We start from the raw sequence: 23063 nt of genomic DNA, 5'->3' as shown, positions 1-23063 counted from the left end.
ATCGATCAGGTGATCGGCTTGAAGCGGACCCGCTTCGGACGGGCGCCTTCCTCGCCGAGGCGCTTCTTCTTGTCGGCTTCGTACTCGTGGAAGTTGCCGTCGAAGAAGAACCACTGCGAGTCGCCCTCGCAGGCCAGGATGTGCGTGCAGATGCGGTCCAGGAACCAGCGATCGTGCGAGATCACCATCGCCGAGCCGCCGAACTCCAGCAGCGCCTCTTCCAGCGCGCGCAGGGTTTCGACGTCCAGGTCGTTGGACGGTTCGTCCAGCATCAGCACGTTGCCGCCCTGGGCCAGGGTCTTGGCCAGGTGCAGGCGGCCGCGCTCGCCGCCGGAGAGCTGGCCGACCATCTTCTGCTGGTCGTTGCCCTTGAAGTTGAAGCGGCCGATGTAGGCGCGCGACGGCATCACGAACTTGCCGACGATGATGTTGTCCAGACCGCCCGAGACGTCTTCCCACACCGTCTTGTTGGCGTCCAGGCTCTGGCGGCTCTGGTCGACGAAGGCCAGCTTGGCCGTCTTGCCGATCTTGACGGTGCCCGAATCCGGCTGCTCGACGCCCTGGATCATGCGGAACAGCGTCGACTTGCCGGCGCCGTTCGGGCCGATGATGCCGACGATCGCGCCCGGCGGGACCTTGAACGACAGGTTGTCGATCAGCACGCGGTCGCCGAAGGACTTGGTCACGCCCTCGAACTCGATCACCTCATTGCCCAGGCGCTCGGCGACGGGGATGAAGATCTCGTTGGTCTCGTTGCGCTTCTGGTATTCGACGTCGCTCAGTTCCTCGAAGCGGGCCAGACGCGCCTTGCTCTTGGCCTGGCGGCCCTTGGCGTTCGAGCGCACCCACTTCAGTTCTTCCTTCATCGCCTTGGCGCGGGCGTCCTCGGACTTCTGCTCCTGCTCCAGGCGGCGCTCCTTCTGGTCCAGCCAGTCGGAGTAGTTGCCCTTCCAGGGGATGCCGTGGCCGCGGTCCAGTTCCAGGATCCACTCGGCGGCGTTGTCCAGGAAGTAGCGATCGTGGGTGATGGCCACCACGGTGCCGGGGAAGCGCGAGAGGAACTGCTCCAGCCACTCGACCGATTCGGCGTCCAGGTGATTGGTGGGTTCGTCAAGCAGCAGCATGTCCGGCTTGGACAGCAGCAGGCGGCACAGCGCGACGCGGCGCTTCTCGCCGCCGGACAGCACGCCGATGTTGGCGTCCCAGGGCGGCAGGTTCAGCGCGTCGGCGGCCAGCTCGAGCTGCAGGTCGGTGTTCTCGGAACCGGCGGCGGCGATGATCGCCTCCAGCTCGCCCTGCTCGGCGGCCAGCGCGTCGAAGTCCGCGTTCTCTTCCGCGTAGGCGGCGTAGACCTCGTCCAGGCGCTTCTTGGCGGCCAGCACGCCGCCGATGCCTTCCTCGACCGCCTCGCGCACGGTCTGGTCCGGATTCAGCTTGGGCTCCTGCTCCAGGTAGCCGATCTTGATGCCCGGCATCGGGACCGCTTCGCCCTCGATCTCCTTGTCGACGCCGGCCATGATCTTCAGCAGCGTGGACTTGCCGGAACCGTTCAGGCCCAGCACGCCGATCTTGGCGCCCGGGAAGAAGGACAGCGAGATGTTCTTGAGGATGTGGCGTTTCGGGGGAACCGTCTTGTTGACGCGGTTCATCGAAAAGACGTATTGAGCCATGGCGATGGTTGTTCAGCGTTTCGTGGGTTGACCGGAGGGGCCTTGCGGCGGCGGATTCGACAGCGTGGCGGCACACGTTCTGCGGACGCTCGGCCCGGCCCTGGCGGCGGATGGCCCGGGCAATAGGCGTGCATTGTCGCAGCTTCCGCCCGTGCCCCTAAACTCGACCGCCCTTCCCGTTCACGAGATGCCCACCATGCTGTTCCGACCCATCTCCGTCCGTCTCCGCCCCCGGGCCGCCCTGGGTGCCCTGGGTGCCCTGGGCACCCTGCCGCTGGCGCTGGCGCTGCTCGCCGGCGGCGTCCAGGCGCAGACGCTGCGCTGGGCCAGCCAGGGCGACATGCAGACCGCCGACCCGCATGCGCAGAACGAGATCGTCACCAACGCGATGAACGGCCAGGTCTACGAGCGCCTGGTCTCGCGCGACCGCCAGTTGAACCTGGTGCCGGGTCTTGCCACCGAATGGACCCAGCTCAAGCCGACGCTGTGGCGGCTCAAGCTGCGCCAGGGGGTGAAGTTCCAGGACGGCACGCCCTTCACCGCCGACGACGTGGTCTTCTCGATCAACCGCGCCAAGGATCCGAACTCGCAGATCAGCGTCTACGCGCAGGCGGTCGGCACGGTGCGCAAGGTCGACGATTTCACCGTCGAGTTCCAGCTCGACAAGGTCAATCCGATCTTCCTGCAGCACCTGGACACGCTGTTCATCATGAGCCGCAAGTGGTGCGAGCAGCACAACGTCGCCAAGCCGCAGAACTTCAAGGACAAGCAGGAAACCTACGCCGCGACCCACTCGAACGGCACCGGCCCCTTCCTGATGGTCAGCCGCGAGCCCGGCATCAGGACCACGTTCAAGCGCAATCCCGCCTGGTGGGGCAAGGCGCAGGGGAACGTCCAGGACGCCGTCTACACGCCGATCGCCAACGACGCGACGCGCCTGGCGGCGCTGGTGTCGGGCGAGATCGATTTCGTGCTCGACCCGTCGCCGCGCGACATTCCCAAGCTCAAGCAGACGGCGGGGGTGAAGGTCCAGGAAGGTCCGGAGAACCGGATCGTCTTCATCGGCATGGACCAGGCGCGCGACAAGCTGCTGTACGGCAAGGTGCCGGGGGACAGGAACCCGTTCAAGGACCTGCGCGTGCGCCAGGCGCTCTACCAGGCGATCGACATCAACGCGCTGCGGACCAAGCTGATGAACGGCCTGAGCCTGCCCACCGGCGGGCTGACGCCGTCGCCGCTGGGCGCGTTCAACGATCCGCAGCTGGAGACGCGGCTGCCCTTCGACCTGGCGGCGGCGCGCAAGCTGATGACCGATGCGGGTTATGCGGACGGCTTCGAGGTCACGCTCGACTGCACCAACAACCGCTACATCAACGACGAGCGCATCTGCCTGGCGCTGGCCTCGATGTGGGCGCAGCTGAAGGTCAAGGTCCAGGTCAACGCGCAGCCGCGGGTGCTGATGTTCCCGAAGCTGGAGAAGCTCGACACCAGCCTCTACCTCTACGGCTGGGGCGGCAGCATCACCGACGCGGAGGTCGCGCTGACGCCGCTGATGCGCAACCGCGGCGAGAAGGCGGTCGGCCAGTACAACTTCGGCAACTGGAAGGACGACAAGTTCGATCAGTTGGCCGCGCAGTCCAGCGAGGAGGCCGATCCGAAGAAGCGCGAGGAACTGATCAAGGCCGCGCTGCGGGAGTTCCGCGCCCAGGTGCACCTGATCCCGCTGCACCGCCAGATGATCCCGTGGGCGACGCGCGCCAACGTGACGGTGACGCACCGGCCGGACAACTGGTTCGAGTTGAACTGGGCCTCCGTCGCCGCGAAGTGAGCATCAGGCCCTTCCGCCGCCGCTTGCGTCACCTCAACGGCGGATCGAACAGATACCCGATCCCCCGCACCGTCCGGATCAGCGGCGCGCTCGGGTCGTCGTGGAGCTTCTGACGCAGCCGCGAGACCATCAGGTCCACGCTGCGCTCCAGCGCCGTGACGCCATCCCCACGCGCCAGATGCAGCAGCTCCTGCCGCTGCAGCACGCTGTGCGGCCGCTCCAGGAACGCGCGCAGCAGCTTGTATTCGCTCTGCGACAGCACCACGCAGAAGCCCCCTGGCCCGCTCAACCGCCGCGTCATCGGCTCGAGCCGGAAGCGCCCGAACATCAGCACCTCCGCCGCATCCCCTTCACGCGGCCGGAGCAGCGCCTTGATGCGGGCCTGCAGTTCGCGCGGCTCGCCGTCCTTGGGCAGCACCGCGTCGGCGCCCCGCTCCAGCGCGAGCACCCGCTCCAGCGTGCTGTCCTGCTGCAGCAGCACGATCACCGGCAACCGCGAGCGCTGCCGCAATCGCGTCAGCGCGCCCCAGCCGGTCTCGCGGGCGTCGCTCGGATCGATCAGCGCCAGGTCCGCCGGCAGCAGCGGCACGCGGTCCAGCAGCGCCGGCTCGGCGCTGTCCGTGACGCGAAAGCCCCAGGCCCGGATCAGCGCGGCCAGACGCAGGCGGGCCTGCGGATCGGGATCCAGCAGCAGCAGGTGGGTGCCGACGGCGGCATCGGGAAACAGGGCGTTCATGGAACCTGGGGCGAGTGGACACACTGGCGCAAGACTATGCCGCCGCGGGCCCGCTTGAAGGCCGGTCGGCACGGGCCTCGCAGCCCCTTTTACCCGCGGTTAACCGCGCTGAAACACGGCTGCGGACGCCGACACGCCAGCCTGTTCGCGGCCTGTCGGCGAGCTTGCGGGAAGCTGTCCGCCCCCGCCGCGCATTCCTGCGGCTTCCCGCCATCCCCTTTCGAAAGCCCGACTGACCCGCTCGGCTACAATGCGCCCCATCGCCGCGGCTCAGTCTTGTCGCGGCTTTCATGTTTCTGAGCTCACGCTCTCCCACGGCAGCCGAAGACTGGCGCCAGGCCCCACGGGCCGGCGTGCTGCACACAAAGCCCGATCGGGCAAGAACAAAGCAGCTTATGAGTTTTGACGCACTGGGCCTTTCCCAGCCCCTGCTCCGCGCGATCGCCGATGCCGGCTACTCGACCCCCACCCCCATCCAATCCCAGGCGATTCCCGCCGTCCTGACCGGCGGCGACCTGATGGCCGGCGCCCAGACCGGCACCGGCAAGACCGCCGGCTTCACGCTCCCGTTGCTGGAGCGCCTCTCCGCCAGCAAGCCCGTGCGCGACGCCAAGGGCCGCATCGCGATCCGCGCGCTGGTGCTGACGCCGACCCGCGAACTCGCGGCGCAGGTGGAGGAAAGCGTGCGCACCTACGGCAAGTACCTGCCGCTGACCAGCATGGTGATGTTCGGCGGCGTCGGCATGCAGCCGCAGATCGACAAGCTGCGCAAGGGCGTGGACATCCTGGTGGCGACGCCGGGCCGCCTGCTGGACCACGCGCAGCAAGGCACGCTGGACCTGTCCAAGGTCGAGATCCTGGTGCTGGACGAAGCCGACCGCATGCTGGACATGGGCTTCATCCACGACATCAAGAAGGTGCTGGCGCTGCTGCCGGCCAAGAAGCAGAGCCTGCTGTTCTCGGCGACCTTCAGCGACGAGATCAAGGCGCTGGCCGACCGCCTGCTGGACAACCCGGGCCTGATCGAGGTCGCGCGCCGCAATGCGACGGCCGACACGATCGCCCAGCGCATCCACCCGGTCGACCGCGACAAGAAGAAGGAACTGCTGGCCCACCTGATCACCAAGCACGACTGGCATCAGGTGCTGGTGTTCACGCGGATGAAGCACGGCGCCAACCGTCTGGCCGAGTTCCTGGACAAGCAGGGCATCACCGCGATGGCGATCCACGGCAACAAGAGCCAGGGCGCCCGCACCAAGGCGCTGTCGGAGTTCAAGAGCGGCGACCTGAAGGTGCTGGTCGCGACCGACATCGCGGCGCGCGGCATCGACATCGACCAGCTGCCGCACGTCATCAACTACGAGCTGCCCAACGTCGCCGAGGACTACGTGCACCGCATCGGCCGCACCGGCCGCGCGGGCGCGCAGGGCGAGGCGCTGTCGCTGGTGTGCATCGACGAGGAAGGTTTCCTGCGCGACATCCAGAAGCTGATCAAGCGCGAGATCCCGCGTGAGGTGGTGCCGGGCTTCGAGCCGGATCCCAACGCCAAGCCCGAGCCGATCGTGATGGGCCGCATGGTGCTCAACGGCGGACTGGGCAAGTCCTCGGGCTCGCCGCGTCCGGCGGGTGGCGGCGGTGGCGGCGGTCGTCGCGGTGGCAGCGGCGGTGGTGGCCGTCCGCAGGGCCAGGGCCGTCCGCAGGGCGGCGGCCAGGGCCAGTCGCGCTCCACTCAGGGCGCGCAAGGCGGCCAGCGCGCCGGCGGTCAGTCGCAGGGTCAGCGCCAGGGCGGACAGGGCCAAGGCCAAGGGCAAGGTCAGCGACAGGCCCAGGGCCAGGGCGGCCAGCGCCAGGGGCAAGGCCAGGGCCAGGGCAGCCGCCACGGCAGCCAGGGCAACCGCCCGGCCGGCTCGGCACTGACGCGCCCGAAGTCGACCTCCTGATCCAGGACCTTCCGCGATGAAACGGCGCCGTCGAACGGCGCCGTTTTTCATTCCAGCCGCCGAGCGTGCCTTCGGCATACTCGCGGCCATCGATCCCCCATGAAGACCGCGCCCATCGTCCCCGCCCGCGTCGACTTCTCCGACGCCGCCGCGCCGCGCTCGCCCGAGTTCGGCGATGCCTATCACGGCCAGGCGGGCGCCTTCGCGCAGGCGCGGCACGTGTTCCTCGACGGAAACGGGCTGCCCGGCCGCTGGGACGGCCGGCGGCGCTTCGTCGTGCTGGAGACGGGATTCGGTCTGGGCAACAACTTCCTCGCGACCTGGGCGGCCTGGCGCGGCGATCCCCGGCGTTGCGAGCGGCTGGTGTTCCTGAGCATCGAGAAGCACCCGCTGACGCGCGAGGACCTGGCGCGTGCCCACGCCTCGTCGCCCGAGCCGGCGCTGGCCCGGCAACTGCTCGACGCCTGGCCATCGTTGACGCCCAACCTGCACACGCTCGACTTCGAGGGCGGCCGCGTCCGCCTGATGCTGGCCTTCGGCGACGCGCGCGAGTGGCTGGCGGAGCTGGTGGCCTCGGTCGACGCCTTCTTCCTCGACGGTTTCGCGCCCGCGAAGAACCCGGACCTGTGGGACGCGGCCGTCTTCAAGCAGGCGGCTCGGCTGGCCGCGCCGGGCGCGACCGCCGCGACCTGGAGCGTGGCGCGCGGCGTGCGCGACGGGCTCGCGGACGCCGGCTTCGAGGTCACGCGGCGGCCGGGCCAGGCGGGCAAATGGCAGGTGATCTCGGCGGTTTTCGCACCCCGGCATCGCGCGGCCGTGCCACCGGGCCGAGCCGCGATCGCGCCGTCGGCGCGGGACGTGCTGATCGTCGGCGCCGGCCTGGCCGGCGCGGCCTGCGCGCGCGTGCTGTCGCGCGAGGGCCTTCGCTGCACGGTGATCGAAGCCGGCGAGACGGCCGCGGCGCAAGCCTCGGGCAATCCGGGCGGCCTGTTCCACGGCACGCTGCATGCGGACGACGGGCTTCATGCGCGATTCAACCGGACGGCGGCGCTCGCGACGGCGCGCGAGCTGCGCCGCCTCTCGCCGGCGCTGCCCTGGCTGCAATGGGGGCTGCTGCGCGTGGAGCGGCAGCCGCAGGCGCTCGACGAGATGCGCGCGCTGCTCGATCGCTGCGGCCTGCCGGCCGACTACGTCCAGGCCCTCGATGCCGACAGCGCCAGCGTGCGCGCGGGCACGCCGCTGGCTCAGCCCGCGTGGTTCTTCCCCGGCGGCGGCGCCGTGTCGCCTCCCGCCTTGGTGAAGGCCTGGCTCGATGAGGCGGCCACGGCCGACGGCTTCGAGCTGCGCGTGAACACGCGGGTCGCTCGCCTGCATCGAGACGACATCAGCGGGCGCTGGACCGCGTTCAACGCCGCTGGCAACGCCATCGCCTCCGCCGATGCGGTGCTGCTGTGCGGCGGGACTGGCAGCGACCCGCTTGTTGCCGGCTGGGCGGCGGGGCCGACATGGCCATGGGTATCGCAACGCGGCCAATTGAGCGTCATGCCGCCGCGCATCGCGGGCTCGCCTTCACTCGCGATGCCCGTCGCCGGCCTCGGTTATGCGCTGAGCCTGCCCGACGGCACGCTGTGCTTCGGCGCGAGCGCTGACGCGGGCGACGCGGACGCCTCGCTGCGCGAAGCGGATCAGGCGCAGAACCTCGAGCGCCTGCGGCAATTGCTGCCCGCCGCCGAGCTGCCGGATGAATTGCCGCTCGCGGGCCGCGTGGGCTGGCGCAGCCTCGTGCCGGACCGGCTGCCGATCGTCGGCGCCCTGCCCGCCGGAGTCCCTTCGCAGCGCGCCGAGCAGGTGCGCTTCTGGCCGCGGCAGCCGGGGCTCATGGTCGTGGGGGCGCTCGCGTCACGCGGTCTCACCTGGGCGACCTTGTGCGCCGAGCTGGTTGCCGCGCAACTCACCGGGGCTCCATGGCCCGTGGAGGCCAGCCTCGCGGAGGCGCTGGACCCCGCGCGCTTCGGCGCGAAGCGCCAGCGGACCGGCTGAGCGCCCTCACTCACCGGCATCCACGGCGATGGCATCCACGGCGGCCGGGACCACGACCTGGTGCCCGCGGGCTTGCGACATCACCAGCGGCATCAGGGCCGCCACCAACGTCGCCACGGCGACGACGGCGCTGATCGTGATGCCGACCGACCAGCGCAACGAGTTGACCCCGATCTGATGGATCTCCGCGCGCATCGCGCCGAAGCCCTTTTCCATCTCGGTGCGCAGGGCCCCCTGCCCCTTCTCCATCTGGCAACGCAGTTGTTCGAGTTGCTCTCGCGTCGCCAGCGTCGGGATCACCACCCGCCATTGCGTCTCCAGCGCCTGGACGCGCGCCGCGATATCCGCGTCGCGCTGCCATGCCCGCTCATGCAGGCCCTGTTGATGATCCTTAGTTTCCATCGTCTTCTCCATGAGTTAGCACAGCCAGGGCGACAGCCTCACGGCCTCGGGCCTGCGAGATCATCAGCGGCATCAACGCCGTCATCAGCGTCGCCACGGCGACGATGGCGCTGATCGTGATGCCGACCGACCAACGCAACGAATTGACCCCGATCTGATGGATCTCCGCGCGCATCGCGCCGAAGCCCTCCTTCATCTCGCAGCGCAGATCACCACGCAACTGCTCGAGTTGCTCCCGCGTCGCCAGCGTCGGGACGACCACCCGCCATTGCGTCTCCAGCGCCTGGACGCGCGCCGCGATCTCCGCATCGCGCTGCCAGGCCCGCTCACGCAGCCCCTGTTGATGATCCTTAGCTTCCATCGTCTTCTCCATGAAGCGGCACAGCCAGGGCGACGGGCTCATGGCCTCGCGCCTGCGAAATCATCAGCGGCATCAACGCCGTCATGAGCGTCGCCACCGCGACGACAGGTCCCGCCCTGTCCAAGCCACTCACTCTGCCACCGCGGCCGCGGTCTGGCTTTCAACCTTCGGGGGGATCGATGGGGGATTCGAAGAAGCATTGAGGCGCGTCAAAGTCAGCCCCGCTTAAGTTTTCCCCCTCGCCGGTCGATAAGAGTCGAAGGCCCCTCCCGGGCGCCCGCGTCCGCATGGACGCCATCCAACGACATCCAACTCTCGGGGACATACATGATTCATCTCGTCGCGGGCCGCACGATCGGCCAGCGGCTCGGCGTGGTGCTGGGCCTGGTCTTGCTGATCGCCTTCGCCGGCTCCGGCCTGAGCTATCTGGCCCTGGGCCGCGTCGCCGCCGAGACCGACGTGATGCTCAACCAGGACCTGGCCGCCGAGCGCGTCGCCTCCGACTGGTACCGCAACATCACCAACGGCGTGAACCGCACCAGCGCCATCGCCGTCAGCGCCGACCCCAGCCTGGCCCAGTTCTTCGCCGCGACGTCCGCCGAATCGACCAAGCAGTCGGGCGAGCTGCAGAAGCAGCTCGACGGCTACATGGTCACGCCCGAGGAGCGCACGATGTTCGACACGCTCAGCGAGGCCCGCAAGGGCTACCTGAGCACGCGCGACGCGGTCGCGGCCAGCAAGAAGGCCGGCGACGCCGACAAGGCGAAAGAGGTCTTCGATCGCGACTTCCAGCCCGCCGCCGCGAAGTTCCAGCAGGCCATCCAGGCCATCGTGCAGCACAAGCGCTCGCTGCTGGACGAGGCCGCCAGGCAGCTGGTCGAGACCAACAGCCGGGCGCGCTCGGCGCTGCTGGTGTTCTCGCTGGTCGCGCTGGGGCTGGGTGTGTGGTTCGCCGTCGCGCTGACGCGCTCGATCACCCGCCCGCTGCAGGGCGCCGCCGAGGTGGCCGACGCCATCGCCCACTTCGACCTGACCCGCCGCGTGCCTGAGGCCGGCCGCGACGAGACCGGCCAGCTGCTGGGCTCGCTCGGCGGCATGCAGTCGCAGCTGCTGAAGCTGATCGGCGACGTGCGCGGCTCGGCCGAGAGCATCGGCACCGCCAGCGCCGAGATCGCCACCGGCAATCACGACCTGAGCGCGCGCACCGAGCAGACGGCCTCCAACCTGCAGGAGGTCGCCGCGTCGATGACGCAGCTCACCGGCACCGTGCGCCAGACCGCGGACGCGGCGATGACGGCGAACCAGCTGTCCAGTTCGGCGGCGGAGACCGCGCAGCGCGGCGGCTCGGTGATGGGTCAGGTGGTCAGCACGATGGGCGAGATCAGCGACAGCTCGCGCCGCATCGCCGACATCATCGGCACCATCGACGGCATCGCCTTCCAGACCAACATCCTCGCCTTGAATGCCGCGGTCGAGGCGGCCCGCGCCGGCGAGCAGGGCCGCGGCTTCGCGGTCGTGGCGGGCGAGGTGCGCTCGCTGGCGCAGCGCAGCGCCGAGGCGGCCAAGGAGATCAAGTCGCTGATCAGCGCGAGCGTCGAGCGCGTCGAATCGGGCTCGCGGCTGGTGCAGGACGCCGGCGGCGCGATGACCGAGATCGTGGCCAGCGTGCAGCGCGTGGCCGACATCATCGGGGAGATCAGCGCCGCGGCGCGCGAGCAGAGCGACGGCATCAACCAGGTCAACGCGGCCGTCGGCCAGCTCGATCAGATGACGCAGCAGAACGCCGCGCTGGTCGAGGAATCGGCCGCGGCGGCCGAGAGCCTCAAGGAGCAGTCGCAGCGTCTGGCGGGCGCGATCTCGGTGTTCCGGCTGCGCTGATCGCGCCGGTTCAGAAGGTCAAGGTCTTCACGCCCTGCGAGGTGCCCAGCAGGCACACGCCCGCCTTGTTGCGGGCGAAGACGCCGACCGTGACCACGCCGGGCCACTGGTTCACATCGGCCTCGAAGGCCGCCGGATCGGCGATCTTCAGGCCCGTGACGTCCAGGATGTGGCAGCCGTTGTCGGTCACGCAGTCCTTGCGCAGCACCGGCGACGCGCCCATCGCGACGAAGCGGCGCGCGATCTGCGCGGCCGCCATCGGGATCACCTCGACCGGCAGCGGGAAGCGGCCCAGCACGTCGACCAGCTTGCTCTCGTCGGCGATGCAGACGAAGGTCCTGGCCAGGTCGGCCACGATCTTCTCGCGCGTCAGCGCCGCGCCGCCGCCCTTGACCATGTGGCCCTGGCGATCGATCTCGTCGGCGCCGTCGATGTAGACCTGCAGCGACTCGACGCCGGACGCGTCCAGCACCGCGATGCCCAGCGCCTTCATCCGCTCCGTGCTGCGCACCGAGCTCGACACCGCGCCGGCGATGCGGATGCCGCTCGCGGCCAGCGCATCGATGAACTTGTCGACCGTCGAGCCGGTCCCCACGCCCACCACGGTATCCGGCGTCACGTACTGCAATGCGGCCTGGCCGACCAGGGTCTTCAACTCGTCTTGGGTCATGGGGAGCTCGATGGAGGGGAAACGGAAGGCGCGATTATCGCGGCGGGGACACTCCTCGGGCCGCGCCGGCTCAGGCGCCGCGGCGCTCGCGGCGCTGACGCACCGCGGCGGCGAGCCCGCGCAGCAGCGGCTCGGTCTGGCTCCAGCCCAGGCAGGCGTCGGTGATCGACACGCCGGGCAGCAGGTCCGCCTTGGTCTGCCCCGCCAGCAGGTCCTGGCGGCCCGGCTGCAGGTGGGACTCGATCATCACGCCGGTGATGCGCTCATCGCCGCCGGCGATCTGCGCGCCGACGTCGTGGCCGACGTCGATCTGGCGCTCGAACTTCTTCGACGAGTTGGCATGCGAGAAGTCGATCATCAGCTGCTCGCGCAGTCCGGCCGCCTTCAGCACCTCGGCCGCCGCCTGCACCGAGGCCGCGTCGTAGTTCGGCGCCTTGCCGCCGCGCAGGATCAGGTGGCAGTCGTCATTGCCGCGGGTCTCGAAGATCGCCGCCAGGCCCATCTTCGTCATGCCCATGAAGGCGTGGCTGGCGCGCGCGGCCAGCACCGCGTCGGCGGCGATCTTCACCGAGCCGTCGGTGCCGTTCTTGAAGCCCACCGGGCAGGACAGGCCCGACGCCAGCTGGCGATGGCTCTGGCTCTCGGTGGTGCGGGCGCCGATCGCGCCCCAGGCGATCAGGTCGGAGATGTACTGCGGCGACAGCAGGTCCAGGAACTCCGTGCCCGCCGGCAGGCCCAGCGCCGTCACGTCCAGCAGCAGCTGGCGGGCCAGGCGCAGGCCCTCGTTCATGTGGAAGCTGCCGTCCAGGTGCGGGTCGTTGATGTAGCCCTTCCAGCCCACCGTCGTGCGCGGCTTCTCGAAGTAGACCCGCATCACGACCAGCAGATCCTGCTTCAGCTCCTCGCGCAGGTCCTTGAGCAGGCGCGCGTAGTCCATCGCCTGGCCGTGGTCGTGGATCGAGCACGGCCCGACCACGCACAGCAGCCGGTCGTCGCGGCCGTGCAGCACGGCGCTGATCTCCTGGCGCGCGGTCTCGACGACGTTCAGCGAGCGTTCCGGCAGCGGCAACTCGTCCAGCAGCAGCGCCGGCGAGATCAGCGGGCGGACCGCGTCGATGCGCGTGTCGTCGGTGCGGGTGTCGTCGCGGGTGGTGTCGGCGGAGCCGACTTCGCGATCGTGCTGCGGATGGTCGAGGTGTTTCATGGCGGCGGCGGCGCGCCTGTCGGGCGCGGAAAACGCGGAATGGAACCGCCGATTATCTGCCTGCCCGCGACATCGAGGCCAGACCCACGGCCGCGGCCGAGACGACGAAGCCCGCCAGCGCCAGCGCGCCCAGGCGCTCGCCGAGCAGCGCCACGCCCATCAGCGCGGACACGCCGGGGATCAGGTAGAAGAGGCGGGCCACGGCGCCGGCCTGTCCGCGCCGGATCATCACGAACATCAGGCTGAAGGCGCCGATCGAGTTCACCAGCCCCAACCACAGCGTCGAGCCGATCAGCTCGGCGCTCCAGTCCGGGCCGCCGGGCTCGCGCCACAGCGCCAGCGCCGTCACGGCCAGCGCCGACACCGCCATCTGGATGCCGCTGCCGGTGCGCAGGTCCATGCCGGCGCAGAAACGCTTCTGGTACAGCGTGCCGGCGACCAGCCCCGCCAGGCCGAGCAGGCCCGCGCCGTAGGCCATCCACGCGCCGCCGCCGAGCGGCCGGTCCGCGATCACCAGCGCCACGCCGGCGACGCCGCCGAGCATGCCGAACCACTGGCCGGCGCTCATGCGCTCGGCCAGCCACAGGTGCGCGCCCAGGGCGGTGGCCAGCGGCATCATCCCGATCAGCAGCGCCGCGACGCCGGTGGGCAGGCCCCACGCGATGGCGCAGTACACGCCGGAAAAGTGCAGCACCTGCATCAGCAGCCCCACCACGCCGAGGTGGATCCAGGCCCGCGGCGTCTTCGGCCAGGGGGCGCCCGTGGCGGCGGAGACCGTCAGCAGCACGGCCGCGGCCAGGCCGAAACGCAGCGCCAGCAGCGTGAACGGGCCCGCGTGGGGCAGCGCCAGCTTGCCGGCGACGTAGCCGGTGCTCCAGAGCAGGATGAAGAGCGCGGGGAGACTCAGCGCGACCAGGGCGCCGAGGCCGCCCGGCCGGGACGCGGCTGAGGGCGAGGGCGAGGGCGCCAGGGTCCGGCGGCCCGCCGGCGCGAGGCGGTGGAGGTCGGAGGGAAGCGGTCCTCGAACGGCATGAGCGGGTGTCGACATGGCGATCTCCAGGGTGGAAGGCGATGGAATGGACTTTAGAAAAGCGCCTCTTGGGACACAATCTACTGATTGTTCGTTTTAGAGTTTCCATATCGAGAACAATCAGGGCGCCCTTCGGCGCCCTGCCCGTCTGGAAACACGAGGACCCCGCCATGGGACGCCTGGAAGACCTTCACGCCTTCGCCCGCGTCGTCGACGCGCGCAGCTTCTCGAGCGCCGCCAAGCTGCTCGGCACCACCAAATCGGCGGTCAGCAAGCAGGTGGCGCGGCTCGAGCAGCAGCTCGGCACACGGCTGCTGCACCGGACCACGCGCAGCATCAGCCCCACCGCCGAGGGCCGCGGCGTGTATGAGCGCGCGCTGCGCCTGCTCGAGGAGGCGCAGGCGCTGGATGCGGAACTCGCCGGCCAACGGGAGCAACCCCGCGGCGTGCTGCGGCTGAGCACCTCCACCGCCTTCGGCAACCTGCAGTTCACGGCGCTGATGGCGGACTTCTGCGCGCTCCATCCGCAGCTGCAGGTGGTGCTGGGGCTCAATGACCGCTACGTCGACCTGGCCGAGGAAGGTTTCGACGTCGTGCTGCGGCTGACGAGCCGGCCCAGTCCGGGGCTGGTCGCTCGCAAGCTGGCCGACATCCGCTTCGTGCTGTGCGCCTCGCCGGGCTACCTGGCGGAATGGGGCACGCCCGGGTCGGTCGAGGAACTCGCCGATCACCGCTGCCTGCGCTTCGGGTATCTGCACACGCCGGAGCGCTGGCGCTTCCGCCATCCGGCCGAGGGCGAGGCGGAGGTCGAGACGGCGGGCGCGCTGCGCTTCGAGAGCGGACTCACCGCCAACAGCAGCGAGTCGCTGCGCGTGGCGGCGCTCGCCGGCATGGGGCTGGCGGTGCTGCCCACCTACGCCATCGGCCGCGACCTGCGCGAGGGGCGCTTGACCGCCCTGCTTCCGGACTGGACGCCGCTGGGCGGGCCGGCGGACGCCAATGTCCTGTACGCGGTCTACCTGCCGAGCAGGTTCCCGAGTCCGAAGGTCCGGGCGTTGATTGATTTCTGCGTCGAGCGGTTCGGCGGCACGCCGCCGTGGGACCGGCCAGAGGCTTCATGACTGCGCAGGCTGCTGGCCCTCACCCCCTCCCTCTCCCGTAAGCGGGCGAGGGGGTAAGAGCCGGACGTCGTAGTAAACCCCCTCGCCCCAGCGGGGAGAGGGAGGGGAGAGGGGGCTCGTGCCACAGCGCTGCTGCCCTTCGAAGCACCCCCTCTCCCCTGCCCTCTCCCCCCTCGCGGGGGGCGAGGGGGTTGGTAAGCAGCAGCGCTTGACACGGTTGCTCGCCCACTTCGCGGGAGAGGGTGCGCCACCGGAGGCGCACTGGCGAGGAATTTCATCCGCGGGCTGATCCGATCGAGCTAGGGCGAGTCCCCCATCACCGTTCGCACGCCAGGAGTAAGGGGGTCCGAGGCGCGATGAGACAATGCCGCCCCATCATGGCTCTCATCCCCTACGGCCTCGCCCGTCCCTTCCTGTTCGGTCTGGATCCCGAACACGCGCACGAACTGACCCTGGGCAGCATCGCCCGTCTCCAGAACACCCCTGCCCAATGCGCCTGGGCGCAGACGCGGGTCTCGGATCCGGTCACCGTCGCCGGCCTCACCTTCCCGAATCGCATCGGCCTGGCCGCCGGTCTCGACAAGAACGGCCGCTGCATCGACGGCCTGGGCGCGATGGGCTTCGGCTTCATCGAGGTCGGCACCGTCACGCCCAAGGCGCAGCCCGGCAATGACAAGCCCCGCATGTTCCGCCTGCCCGCGAAGCAGGCCTTGATCAACCGGCTGGGCTTCAACAACGAGGGGCTGGACGCCTTCATCGCCAACGTCAAGCGCTCGCACAGCTTCCGCCACCGGGGCGGCCTGCTCGGCCTGAACATCGGCAAGAACGCCGTCACGCCGATCGAGCGCGCGGTCGACGACTACCTCATCGGCCTGGAGGGCGTGTTCCCGCACGCCGACTACATCACCGTCAACATCTCCAGCCCGAACACCAAGAACCTGCGCCAGCTGCAGAGCGACGAGGCGCTGGATGCGCTGCTCGGTCCGTTGCAGGCGCGCCGGCTGGCGCTGCAGAATGCCAGCGGCCGCCAGGTGCCGCTGTTCGTCAAGATCGCGCCGGACCTCGACGAGGACCAGGTCGCCGTCATCGCCGCGAGCCTCAAGCGGCATGGCATCGATGGCGTCATCGCCACCAACACGACCATCGCGCGCGACGCCGTCCAGGGCCTGCCGCATGCCGGCGAGACGGGCGGCCTGTCTGGCGCGCCGGTCTTCGAGGCCAGCAACCGGGTCATCCGTCTGCTGCGCGCGGCGCTGGGCGGCGGCTATCCGATCATTGGCGTCGGTGGTGTGCTCAGCGGCGAGGACGCGCGCGCCAAGCTGCAGGCGGGTGCCGACCTGGTCCAGCTCTACACGGGCCTGATCTACAAGGGTCCCGCGCTGGTGCCCGAGTGCGCGACGGCGATGGCACGCCTCTGACGCCCCCGCCCCACGCCCCAACGAAAAGAGCGCTCCGAGGAGCGCTCTTCTCATTCGCCAAGCCAAGGCCCGATCCGCACGAGCGTCACTGGGGCCGGAATGATGCTGGGGGTTCGCGGACGCGATGCCCCCTGCATCGTGGAGTGCCCGCGCTCAATCTCCCGCGGGCTTTCCCAGCAAGCGCTCAGGCCTTGGACGATCAGCCCTTCGCCGCGTCCGTCTTCTGACGGCGGCGAGCCGCGAATCCTACGCCCGCGATGCCGGCGAGCATCAGTGCGTAGGTAGCGGGTTCCGGCACTGCCGCGACGGTATTGAGGCTGGTGGACAGCACGGCGATGTTGCCGAAGCCCGAGCCCCCGAGCGTGCCGCTGGCGAGCAGCTGGTAGGTGCCGGCGGCGAGGCTGGCGTAGTGGAAGCCGGTGGCGGAGGCGTCGAGGTCGGTCTTGCCGTTGAGGCCGGCGAAGCTGAAGGTGACCGACTGCAGCGGCAGGGTGATGTTGTGGCCGAAGTCGATGGACGTGGCGGCGAGCACCGAGCCGCTGACGTCGGAGGTTTGGGTCAGGGTGAAGGACCCGAGGACGATGTCGGAGAAGCTGCCGTTGGATGGCGTGACGAACACCGGGTCCAGCGTGGTGGCGCTGGCGGCGCCTCCGAGCAGGGTGGCGATCGCGGCAAGCATCAGGGTTTTCTTGTTCATGGCTGATCCATTTCACGTGACGAGCCCATGGTGGCTCGCTCGTGAAATAGTTTGCATCCCGGACACACAAGAAGTCCCGCTCGAAATGTGCGAGATGTGTACCAGTCCGTCACAGGCGTCACAGGCCTGCGGGAGGCTGGAACGCGGCGCCGCGCGCCGCGCCGGGTTTCAGCCCAGGGCCGCGATGCCGGCCTTGGCGACCTGGGCGTCCTCGTTGGACTTCACGCCGCTGACGCCGACCGCGCCGACGCAGAAACCGTCGACCACCACCGGCACGCCGCCCTCGAGCATGCCTTCCAGCGGCACGCTCAGGAACGCGTTGCGGCCGTTGTTGACGATGTCCTCGTAGACCTTGGACTCGCGGCGGCCCAGCGCGGCGGTCTTGGCCTTGGCGGGCGCGATCACGGCGGAGGTCGCCGCGGCGTTGTCCAGGCGCTGCAGCCACAGCAGGTGGCCGCCATCGTCGACGATGGCGATCGTCACCGGCCAGTTGTTCTTGAGCGCCTCGGCTTCGGCGGCGGCGGCGATGCGCTTGACGTCGTCCAGGGTCAGAAAAGGCTTCTGTTTCATGGGTGGCCTCGGGAGCGTTGAAGTGGGATTCAGGAGAAAGGAAGGCGGCCACTTTAACGAACCCTTAAGACCCATGCCTACAATCAACGACAACTCTCACTTCATGGGGCGCACGCACATGAACGACCGCATCATCGACCTCAACGGCGGCAGCCACGGCTCGTCGCTCTCCCCGGACCGCCAGCGCGTCCTGCGCAACACCTACGCGCTGCTCGCGCTGTCGCTGATCCCCACCGTCCTGGGCGCCTGGATCGGCGTCTCCACCGGCCTGCTGGCCGCGATGGGCCCCGGCGCCAGCATGCTGCTGTTCTTCGTCGGCGCCTTCGGCCTGATGTTCGTCGTCGAGAATACGAAGAACTCGGCCACCGGCGTCGCCGCGCTGCTGGGCTTCACCTTCTTCATGGGGCTGATGCTCTCGCGCCTGCTGGCCGCGATCCTGGGCTTCAAGAACGGCGGCACGCTGATCATGACCGCCTTCGGCGGCACGGCCGCGATCTTCTTCGCGATGGCCTCGCTGGCCACCGTCGTCAAGCGCGATCTCTCCGGCCTGCAGAAGTTCCTGTTCGTCGGCGCCGTGATCGCGATGATCGCGGGCATCGCCAACGTCTTCCTGCAGTCGACCGGCGTGCACCTGGCGCTGCTGGTCGCCGTGCTGGGCATTTTCTCGGCCTTCATGCTGGTGGACGTCAAGCGCGTCGTCGACGGCGGCGAGACCAACTACATCAGCGCCACGCTGAACATCTACCTGGACCTGTACAACGTGTTCACCGCGCTGCTGCAGCTGCTGGGCATCTTCGGCGGCGACCGCGACTGATCGAGCGTCCGGTTCCAGACCCCCAATGAAAAGCGCCTCGGAGTTCCGAGGCGCTTTTTCATTGATCGCCACGGATCGCGGCGATCAGCCTCACGGCTTGTGCGCCACCACCGGCTTGATCGCGCCCATCCCGATGAAGCGCGCGTACTCGGTGCGCGGCATCACGGTGCTCAGGCGCGCGTCCCCGTCCTCCCAGCCCAGCGTCACGTCGTGCTCGTTGACCTCGACATGGACCGGGCCCTGACGGATGACCATCAGCGGGCCGTCGCCGGTGCGGTAGCTCACCTCGCCGCAGACATAGGCGGACTGGGTCAGCGGATGTTCCTCGACCGCCACGCGTTCGACGGAAGGATCCAGCGCCGATTCATCGGCGGGATGTTCGGGGGGCAGTGGGGGTCGGGCGCTCATGGCAGGTCCTCCTGGGTGTCGTCCGCGGCGAGCCCGTCCAGCCATTGCCACATGCGCACCGCCACCGCGGTGGCGGTGCAGGTGGCCAGCGTCATCAGCATCAGCATGTCGTCCATGGCGGACCTCGCAGCGCGAAGGAACGGGTTGTGGATGAGCCCATGGTCGCCGCGCCCCCACGGCCGACGAAGCGGCGGGCACCGCGAGGCGGTGTAGGTGCAGTCCCACACCGGCTCGCCGAAGGCGCGCGGGACACGCGCGCGATGCCCAGCCTCGATCCGGCAGGCCCGATGCCGGACGCCGCATGGCGCGCTGGGGGCACCCGTACAGCCGCGCGCCGAACAATTGGCGCCGAGCCGCGCGCCCCGGTGACCGATGCAAAGCTGTGTGAATCCGCGGGCGGTCTCCGGCCCGGCCGTCAACGCGGCGCGGAGCCCTTCCGTTGTGCCCACAAGCTGTAGGACGACGCCGGACACCTTCCGCCGACCGGCACCGACAACGCGCACCGAGCTGCGCTGATGGGAGCGGTCCTCGCCAGCGCCGATAGTGGATGCAAAGGAACTCACCAGGAGAACCATCATGAGCCACCTCCAGATTGCCGCCGACGCCACCGCGCCGCAGTTCGAGATCCGCTTCGAATCGCTGTTCGATGCCGGCCGCGCGATGTCCTTCCCCTGCGATCCGCAAGGCCACGTGGACCTCGACAGCCTGCCCACCCGCGCGCGCAACAACTACCTGTTCGCCCGCGCCATGGTCGGCAAGGATTACCTCCCGCCCGCGATCCGCGGCCGCACCAATCATTGAGTTCCCCGACCTCTTCCAGGCAGGCGCCAGCCGATTGGGCCCGCCGCTTGCCAAGTCCTCGTCATCGTCACTCTCCCTGAAAGGAGCCTGTATGAACTGGGACCGCATCGAAGGCAATTGGACGCAGCTCAAGGGCAAGGTCCGCGAGCAATGGGGCAAGCTGACGGATGACGACATCGACGTCATCGCCGGCAAGCGCGACCAGCTGTCCGGGAAGATCCAGGAGCGCTACGGCATCGCCAAGGACGAGGCCGACAAGCAGCTCAACGACTGGCAGACCCGCGCCGACGACCGCTGGCTGAGTTGAGATCCCGCCTCCGCTTTCTGAACGATTGACTGCATCCTCCCTGTTGCCGCGTTGCGCCCCACGGGCCAGCGCGGCTCTTTTTTTGCGCCCGCGGGCGCTCGGGGGAACGCGGCCAGCGCAGGCATCAGCGGGTGATGGCGGGCGTCGCCTCCTCGAAGCGGTCGACGGTGCGCAGCGGCTTGAACAGCGCCGCCCAGGCGCCGACCACGCCGAGCGTGCAGACGGCGCCCGCGACGGCCGCCGGCACCGCGCCCAGCGCGGCGGCGGCGCTGCCGGCGCGGAACTCGCCCAACTCGTTCGACGAGCCGATGAACAGCATGTTCACCGCGTTGACGCGGCCGCGCATCTCGTCGGGCGTCGAGAACTGCACCAGCGCGCCGCGGATGTAGACGCTGACCATGTCGGCCGCGCCAGCCACCGCCAGCGCCGCGAACGACAGCCAGAAGGTCTGCGACAGCGAGAACACCAGGTTCGCCACGCCGAACACCGCCACCGCGGTGAACATCGTCTTGCCGACGTGCCGGTTGAACGGGCGCAGGCTCAGGAAGAGTCCGGCCGTCACTTCGCCAACGGCCATCGCGCTGCGCAGCGCGCCCAGGCCCTCGGGCCCGGCATGCAGCACTTCGTGCGCGTAGATCGGCAGCAAGGCCACGACGCCGCCCAGCAGCACCGCGAACAGGTCCAGCGAGATGGTGCCGAGGATGATGGGCCGCGACCGGATGAAGTGGATGCCGGCGCCGAAGCGCTGCCAGATGTTGCCGCCCGCCGGCGATGGCGGCGCGGCGAAGCGCACCGGCACGGCGCCGGCCAGCAGCGCGGTGCCCAGTCCGAAGCAGGCCAGGCAGACGAGATAGGTCAGCGAGGCGCCGCCGAAGCCGTACAGCAGGCCGCCCAGGAAGGGGCCGCCGATGCTGGCCACGCGCATCAGCATGCTGTTGGCGGCGATGGCCTGGGCCAGTTGCTCGCGCGGCACGATCTGCGGCAAGAGACTCTGCAAGGCCGGGCCCGAGAACGCCCGGGCGCAGCCGAACACCACCAGCACCGCATAGATGCCGGTCACGCCGGCGTGACCGTGGCCGGCCAGCCACCACAGCGCCAGGCTGCAGCCGGCGCTGACAGCCCAGCTGATCGCCAGGATCGGCTTGCGGCTGAAGCGGTCGATCAGGTCGCCGGCCGGCAGCAACAGCAACAGCATGGGAATGAACTGCGCCAGGCCGACGTAGGCCAGCGCCAACGGCTGGCGCGTGAGGTCGTAGACCTGCCAGGCCACCACCACCGCCTGGATCTGTCCGGCGAAGACGGCGGCCAGGCGGCAGATCAGGAAGGCGGTGAAGCCGGGATGGCGGAAGACGCTGGCCGTGGGGGCCGGCGCGTCGGCGCCGGCGAGCGCGGGAGTGGAGGCGGGGGTGGGGGCGGTCATCGCGGGAGGGGCTGCGGGGTGGCCTTCTTGGGCGGGCGCCGGCCAGTTTAGCGACGCGTTTCGCGGGCCTGGGCGGCTGGCGATGTCACACGCGCGCAGGCTGTTTCGTCTTGTGGATACCAACCCCTTTTTTCATCCCCTTCCCGTCCTTCACCACGGAGCCCACCATGAGCCAACGCCTGAATTCCCTGCAGCATTCGCCCGTCGCCTTCAAGAAGCTGGTCGATCTCTCGATGAACATCAAGGACAGCAGCATCGAGCACGGCCTGCAGTACCTGGTCGAGATCCGCGCCTCGCAGCTCAATGGCTGCGCGTTCTGCCTGGACATGCACGTCAAGCAGGCCGTCATCGCCGGAGAACGCGCGCTGCGCCTGCACCACGTCGCGATCTGGCGCGAGTCGCCGCTGTTCTCGGCCCGCGAGCGCGCCGCGCTGCTCTGGACCGAAACCCTGACCCGCATTCCGGAGACCGGCGTGTCCGACGCGATCTACGCCCAGGCCCGCGAACAGTTCAGCGAGAAGGAGCTGTCTGACCTGACCTGGGCCGTGTCGACCATCAACGCCTGGAATCGCCTCAACGTCGCCTTCCAGTCGGTGCCCGGCTCGCAGGACAAGGCCTACGGCCTGGACAAGGCGCAGCTCGCCTGACCCGCGAGAAAGGGAGGCGACTCCCTTCAATCAGTCACCTGCGCGCCATGTCCTCCTGATCGAGGTCATGGTCGGTTTGCATGCGGCATCCGACGATGCGCCCCTCGCTTCGCGCGAGGCGTATCCACCCGGAGTTCCTTCATGCAACGACCCCAGTTCCCCGCCCCTCCCCCGTTCTCCTGGCCGGCTCGTCCGGCCATTCCCATTGGCGCCGTCCGATCCGCCGCGGAGCCCTGTCATGTGGAATGAGATCCCCACGACGCGGGAGCGCAGATTCGGGCGGGTGCTCTGCATCGTCCTGGGCTTCCTGGTGGCCGCGGCGGCCTCGGCGATGATCCTTGCCGGCCCCCTGCTGGCCACCTGACCCCTGGCCGGCCATGCCCGGCCAGCGACAAGAAAACGGCGCCCCGAGGGGCGCCGTGGTCATGGAAGTCGACAGGGGGATCCGGGCGATGTTCGAGTTGTTGGCCCGGATCCGCCGGTTCAACGTCGGGAGCGGCTCAGCGGAATCCAGCCGCGCCCCCCACCGGGGTTGAAATCAGCTGGCCATCAACGCTGGTTGTAGCGCGCCTTGGCCGAGTTCACGCACACGTCCTTGGCGTCGCCGGACAGGGTGTTGCACTTCTCCGAGGCCAGCTTGTAGTCAGCCTTCACGCGGGTCTCCTCGGCGTCATCGACGGCCGCGGCGACCTTCTTGTTCATCTTGAGTTCGGCCTTGGCCTTCTCATAGGACGTCTTGGCCTCGCGCTGGCAGAGGTCCTTGGCCTCGCCGGAGCGGTCGTCGCAGCGCTCCTTGGCGACGTCGTAGCGCGCCTCGTAGCGGGTCTCGATCAGCTTGGCCTCGTCCTTGGCGCTGCCGCTGTAGTTGTACTCGAGCTGCGCCAGCGCCACGTCCTCCCGGCCCTTGGCCTCCTTGACGCAGATGTCCTTGGCGTTGCCCGACAGCTTGTCGCACGCATCCTTCTCGACCTTGTAGGTCTTCTTGATGTCGTCCTTGGCACCGTCGTAGACGGACTTGGAGAAGTTGGCGGCCTGGGCCATGCCGGCGCACAGGCTCAGTGCGGCGGCGATCAGGGCAGCGGTTGCGGGCTTGTTCATGGG

At 69.4% G+C, this 23063-nt stretch carries 23 protein-coding genes; 11 read left to right on the top strand and 12 right to left on the bottom strand.

All coding sequences use genetic code 11. The features are described 5' to 3' along the window. Window positions 1–5 precede the first annotated feature (5 nt). On the bottom strand, window positions 6–1670 hold the full coding sequence (gene ettA, locus ACEN96_RS13125) for an energy-dependent translational throttle protein EttA (RefSeq protein WP_495588451.1): 1665 nt from the start codon (window positions 1668–1670) through the stop codon (window positions 6–8). 196 nt (window positions 1671–1866) lie between these two features. Here ettA and ACEN96_RS13120 point away from each other — a divergent pair, with 196 nt between their 5' ends. Beyond that, window positions 1867–3498: an ABC transporter substrate-binding protein gene (locus ACEN96_RS13120; protein ID WP_495588450.1), complete on the top strand. Its 1632-nt coding sequence runs from the start codon at window positions 1867–1869 to the stop codon at window positions 3496–3498. A gap of 28 nt (window positions 3499–3526) precedes the next feature. Here ACEN96_RS13120 and ACEN96_RS13115 read toward each other — a convergent pair whose 3' ends face one another. Next, entirely contained in the window at window positions 3527–4234 is a 708-nt protein-coding gene (locus ACEN96_RS13115) for a winged helix-turn-helix domain-containing protein (RefSeq protein WP_495588449.1), read from the bottom strand. 395 nt (window positions 4235–4629) lie between these two features. Here ACEN96_RS13115 and ACEN96_RS13110 point away from each other — a divergent pair, with 395 nt between their 5' ends. Continuing rightward, window positions 4630–6174, top strand: a complete 1545-nt coding sequence (locus tag ACEN96_RS13110) for a DEAD/DEAH box helicase (RefSeq protein WP_495588448.1) — start codon at window positions 4630–4632, stop codon at window positions 6172–6174. A gap of 99 nt (window positions 6175–6273) precedes the next feature. Then, a complete protein-coding gene (gene mnmC / locus ACEN96_RS13105) occupies window positions 6274–8214 on the top strand; it encodes a bifunctional tRNA (5-methylaminomethyl-2-thiouridine)(34)-methyltransferase MnmC2/FAD-dependent 5-carboxymethylaminomethyl-2-thiouridine(34) oxidoreductase MnmC1 (RefSeq protein ID WP_495588447.1) in 1941 nt (646 codons plus the stop codon). A 6-nt stretch (window positions 8215–8220) separates the two neighbouring features. Here the strand turns inward: mnmC and ACEN96_RS13100 are convergent, their stop codons facing one another. Beyond that, the gene (locus tag ACEN96_RS13100; protein ID WP_495588446.1) at window positions 8221–8628 is read right to left on the bottom strand and encodes a hypothetical protein; all 408 of its coding nucleotides are present in this window, start codon (window positions 8626–8628) and stop codon (window positions 8221–8223) included. Continuing rightward, on the bottom strand, window positions 8606–9019 hold the full coding sequence (locus ACEN96_RS13095; RefSeq protein ID WP_495588445.1) for a hypothetical protein: 414 nt from the start codon (window positions 9017–9019) through the stop codon (window positions 8606–8608). Before ACEN96_RS13095 ends, ACEN96_RS13100 begins: the two co-directional genes overlap by 23 nt. A 285-nt stretch (window positions 9020–9304) precedes the next feature. Here ACEN96_RS13095 and ACEN96_RS13090 point away from each other — a divergent pair, with 285 nt between their 5' ends. Then, window positions 9305–10855 carry a methyl-accepting chemotaxis protein gene (locus ACEN96_RS13090; RefSeq protein WP_495588444.1) on the top strand — a complete coding sequence of 517 codons (1551 nt, stop codon included), beginning with the start codon at window positions 9305–9307 and terminating at the stop codon, window positions 10853–10855. 10 nt (window positions 10856–10865) lie between these two features. Here ACEN96_RS13090 and rpiA read toward each other — a convergent pair whose 3' ends face one another. The 3 genes from rpiA to ACEN96_RS13075 form a co-directional block, all read right to left on the bottom strand. Beyond that, window positions 10866–11525: a ribose-5-phosphate isomerase RpiA gene (gene rpiA, locus ACEN96_RS13085; protein WP_495588443.1), complete on the bottom strand. Its 660-nt coding sequence runs from the start codon at window positions 11523–11525 to the stop codon at window positions 10866–10868. A 70-nt stretch (window positions 11526–11595) separates the two neighbouring features. Next, window positions 11596–12729: a 3-deoxy-7-phosphoheptulonate synthase gene (locus ACEN96_RS13080; protein ID WP_495588442.1), complete on the bottom strand. Its 1134-nt coding sequence runs from the start codon at window positions 12727–12729 to the stop codon at window positions 11596–11598. A 52-nt stretch (window positions 12730–12781) separates the two neighbouring features. After that, entirely contained in the window at window positions 12782–13777 is a 996-nt protein-coding gene (locus tag ACEN96_RS13075) for a DMT family transporter (protein ID WP_495588441.1), read from the bottom strand. A 152-nt stretch (window positions 13778–13929) separates the two neighbouring features. Here ACEN96_RS13075 and ACEN96_RS13070 point away from each other — a divergent pair, with 152 nt between their 5' ends. Next, a complete protein-coding gene (locus ACEN96_RS13070; RefSeq protein WP_495588440.1) occupies window positions 13930–14880 on the top strand; it encodes a LysR family transcriptional regulator in 951 nt (316 codons plus the stop codon). A 377-nt stretch (window positions 14881–15257) separates the two neighbouring features. Then, window positions 15258–16298, top strand: a complete 1041-nt coding sequence (locus ACEN96_RS13065; RefSeq protein WP_495588439.1) for a quinone-dependent dihydroorotate dehydrogenase — start codon at window positions 15258–15260, stop codon at window positions 16296–16298. A gap of 199 nt (window positions 16299–16497) precedes the next feature. On the opposite strand, the gene ACEN96_RS13060 is transcribed toward ACEN96_RS13065, so the two are convergent. Further along, window positions 16498–16995: an FxDxF family PEP-CTERM protein gene (locus ACEN96_RS13060; protein ID WP_495588438.1), complete on the bottom strand. Its 498-nt coding sequence runs from the start codon at window positions 16993–16995 to the stop codon at window positions 16498–16500. 168 nt (window positions 16996–17163) lie between these two features. Further along, window positions 17164–17565 carry a GlcG/HbpS family heme-binding protein gene (locus ACEN96_RS13055; protein ID WP_495588437.1) on the bottom strand — a complete coding sequence of 134 codons (402 nt, stop codon included), beginning with the start codon at window positions 17563–17565 and terminating at the stop codon, window positions 17164–17166. A gap of 118 nt (window positions 17566–17683) precedes the next feature. On the opposite strand from ACEN96_RS13055, the gene ACEN96_RS13050 reads away from it, so the two are divergent. Then, window positions 17684–18379: a Bax inhibitor-1/YccA family protein gene (locus ACEN96_RS13050; protein ID WP_495588436.1), complete on the top strand. Its 696-nt coding sequence runs from the start codon at window positions 17684–17686 to the stop codon at window positions 18377–18379. Window positions 18380–18469: 90 nt separating this feature from the next. Here ACEN96_RS13050 and ACEN96_RS13045 read toward each other — a convergent pair whose 3' ends face one another. After that, entirely contained in the window at window positions 18470–18787 is a 318-nt protein-coding gene (locus tag ACEN96_RS13045; RefSeq protein ID WP_495588435.1) for a hypothetical protein, read from the bottom strand. Between the two features lie 576 nt (window positions 18788–19363). On the opposite strand from ACEN96_RS13045, the gene ACEN96_RS13040 reads away from it, so the two are divergent. After that, entirely contained in the window at window positions 19364–19588 is a 225-nt protein-coding gene (locus ACEN96_RS13040; protein ID WP_495588434.1) for a hypothetical protein, read from the top strand. Between the two features lie 91 nt (window positions 19589–19679). After that, entirely contained in the window at window positions 19680–19895 is a 216-nt protein-coding gene (locus tag ACEN96_RS13035) for a CsbD family protein (RefSeq protein ID WP_343641788.1), read from the top strand. A gap of 124 nt (window positions 19896–20019) precedes the next feature. Here the strand turns inward: ACEN96_RS13035 and ACEN96_RS13030 are convergent, their stop codons facing one another. Further along, window positions 20020–21315: an MFS transporter gene (locus ACEN96_RS13030; RefSeq protein WP_495588433.1), complete on the bottom strand. Its 1296-nt coding sequence runs from the start codon at window positions 21313–21315 to the stop codon at window positions 20020–20022. 167 nt (window positions 21316–21482) lie between these two features. Here ACEN96_RS13030 and ACEN96_RS13025 point away from each other — a divergent pair, with 167 nt between their 5' ends. Continuing rightward, window positions 21483–21962 (top strand): carboxymuconolactone decarboxylase family protein, encoded by a 480-nt coding sequence (locus ACEN96_RS13025; RefSeq protein WP_495588432.1) that lies wholly within the window; start codon window positions 21483–21485, stop codon window positions 21960–21962. Window positions 21963–22200: 238 nt separating this feature from the next. Further along, window positions 22201–22326: a hypothetical protein gene (locus ACEN96_RS13020; protein ID WP_495588431.1), complete on the top strand. Its 126-nt coding sequence runs from the start codon at window positions 22201–22203 to the stop codon at window positions 22324–22326. Window positions 22327–22511: 185 nt separating this feature from the next. On the opposite strand, the gene ACEN96_RS13015 is transcribed toward ACEN96_RS13020, so the two are convergent. Beyond that, a complete protein-coding gene (locus ACEN96_RS13015; RefSeq protein WP_495588430.1) occupies window positions 22512–23060 on the bottom strand; it encodes a hypothetical protein in 549 nt (182 codons plus the stop codon). Window positions 23061–23063 lie beyond the last annotated feature (3 nt).

The organism is Roseateles sp. Mitsp63 (genome assembly GCF_059491535.1).
This window is presented reverse-complemented; position numbering and strand designations above follow the sequence as displayed.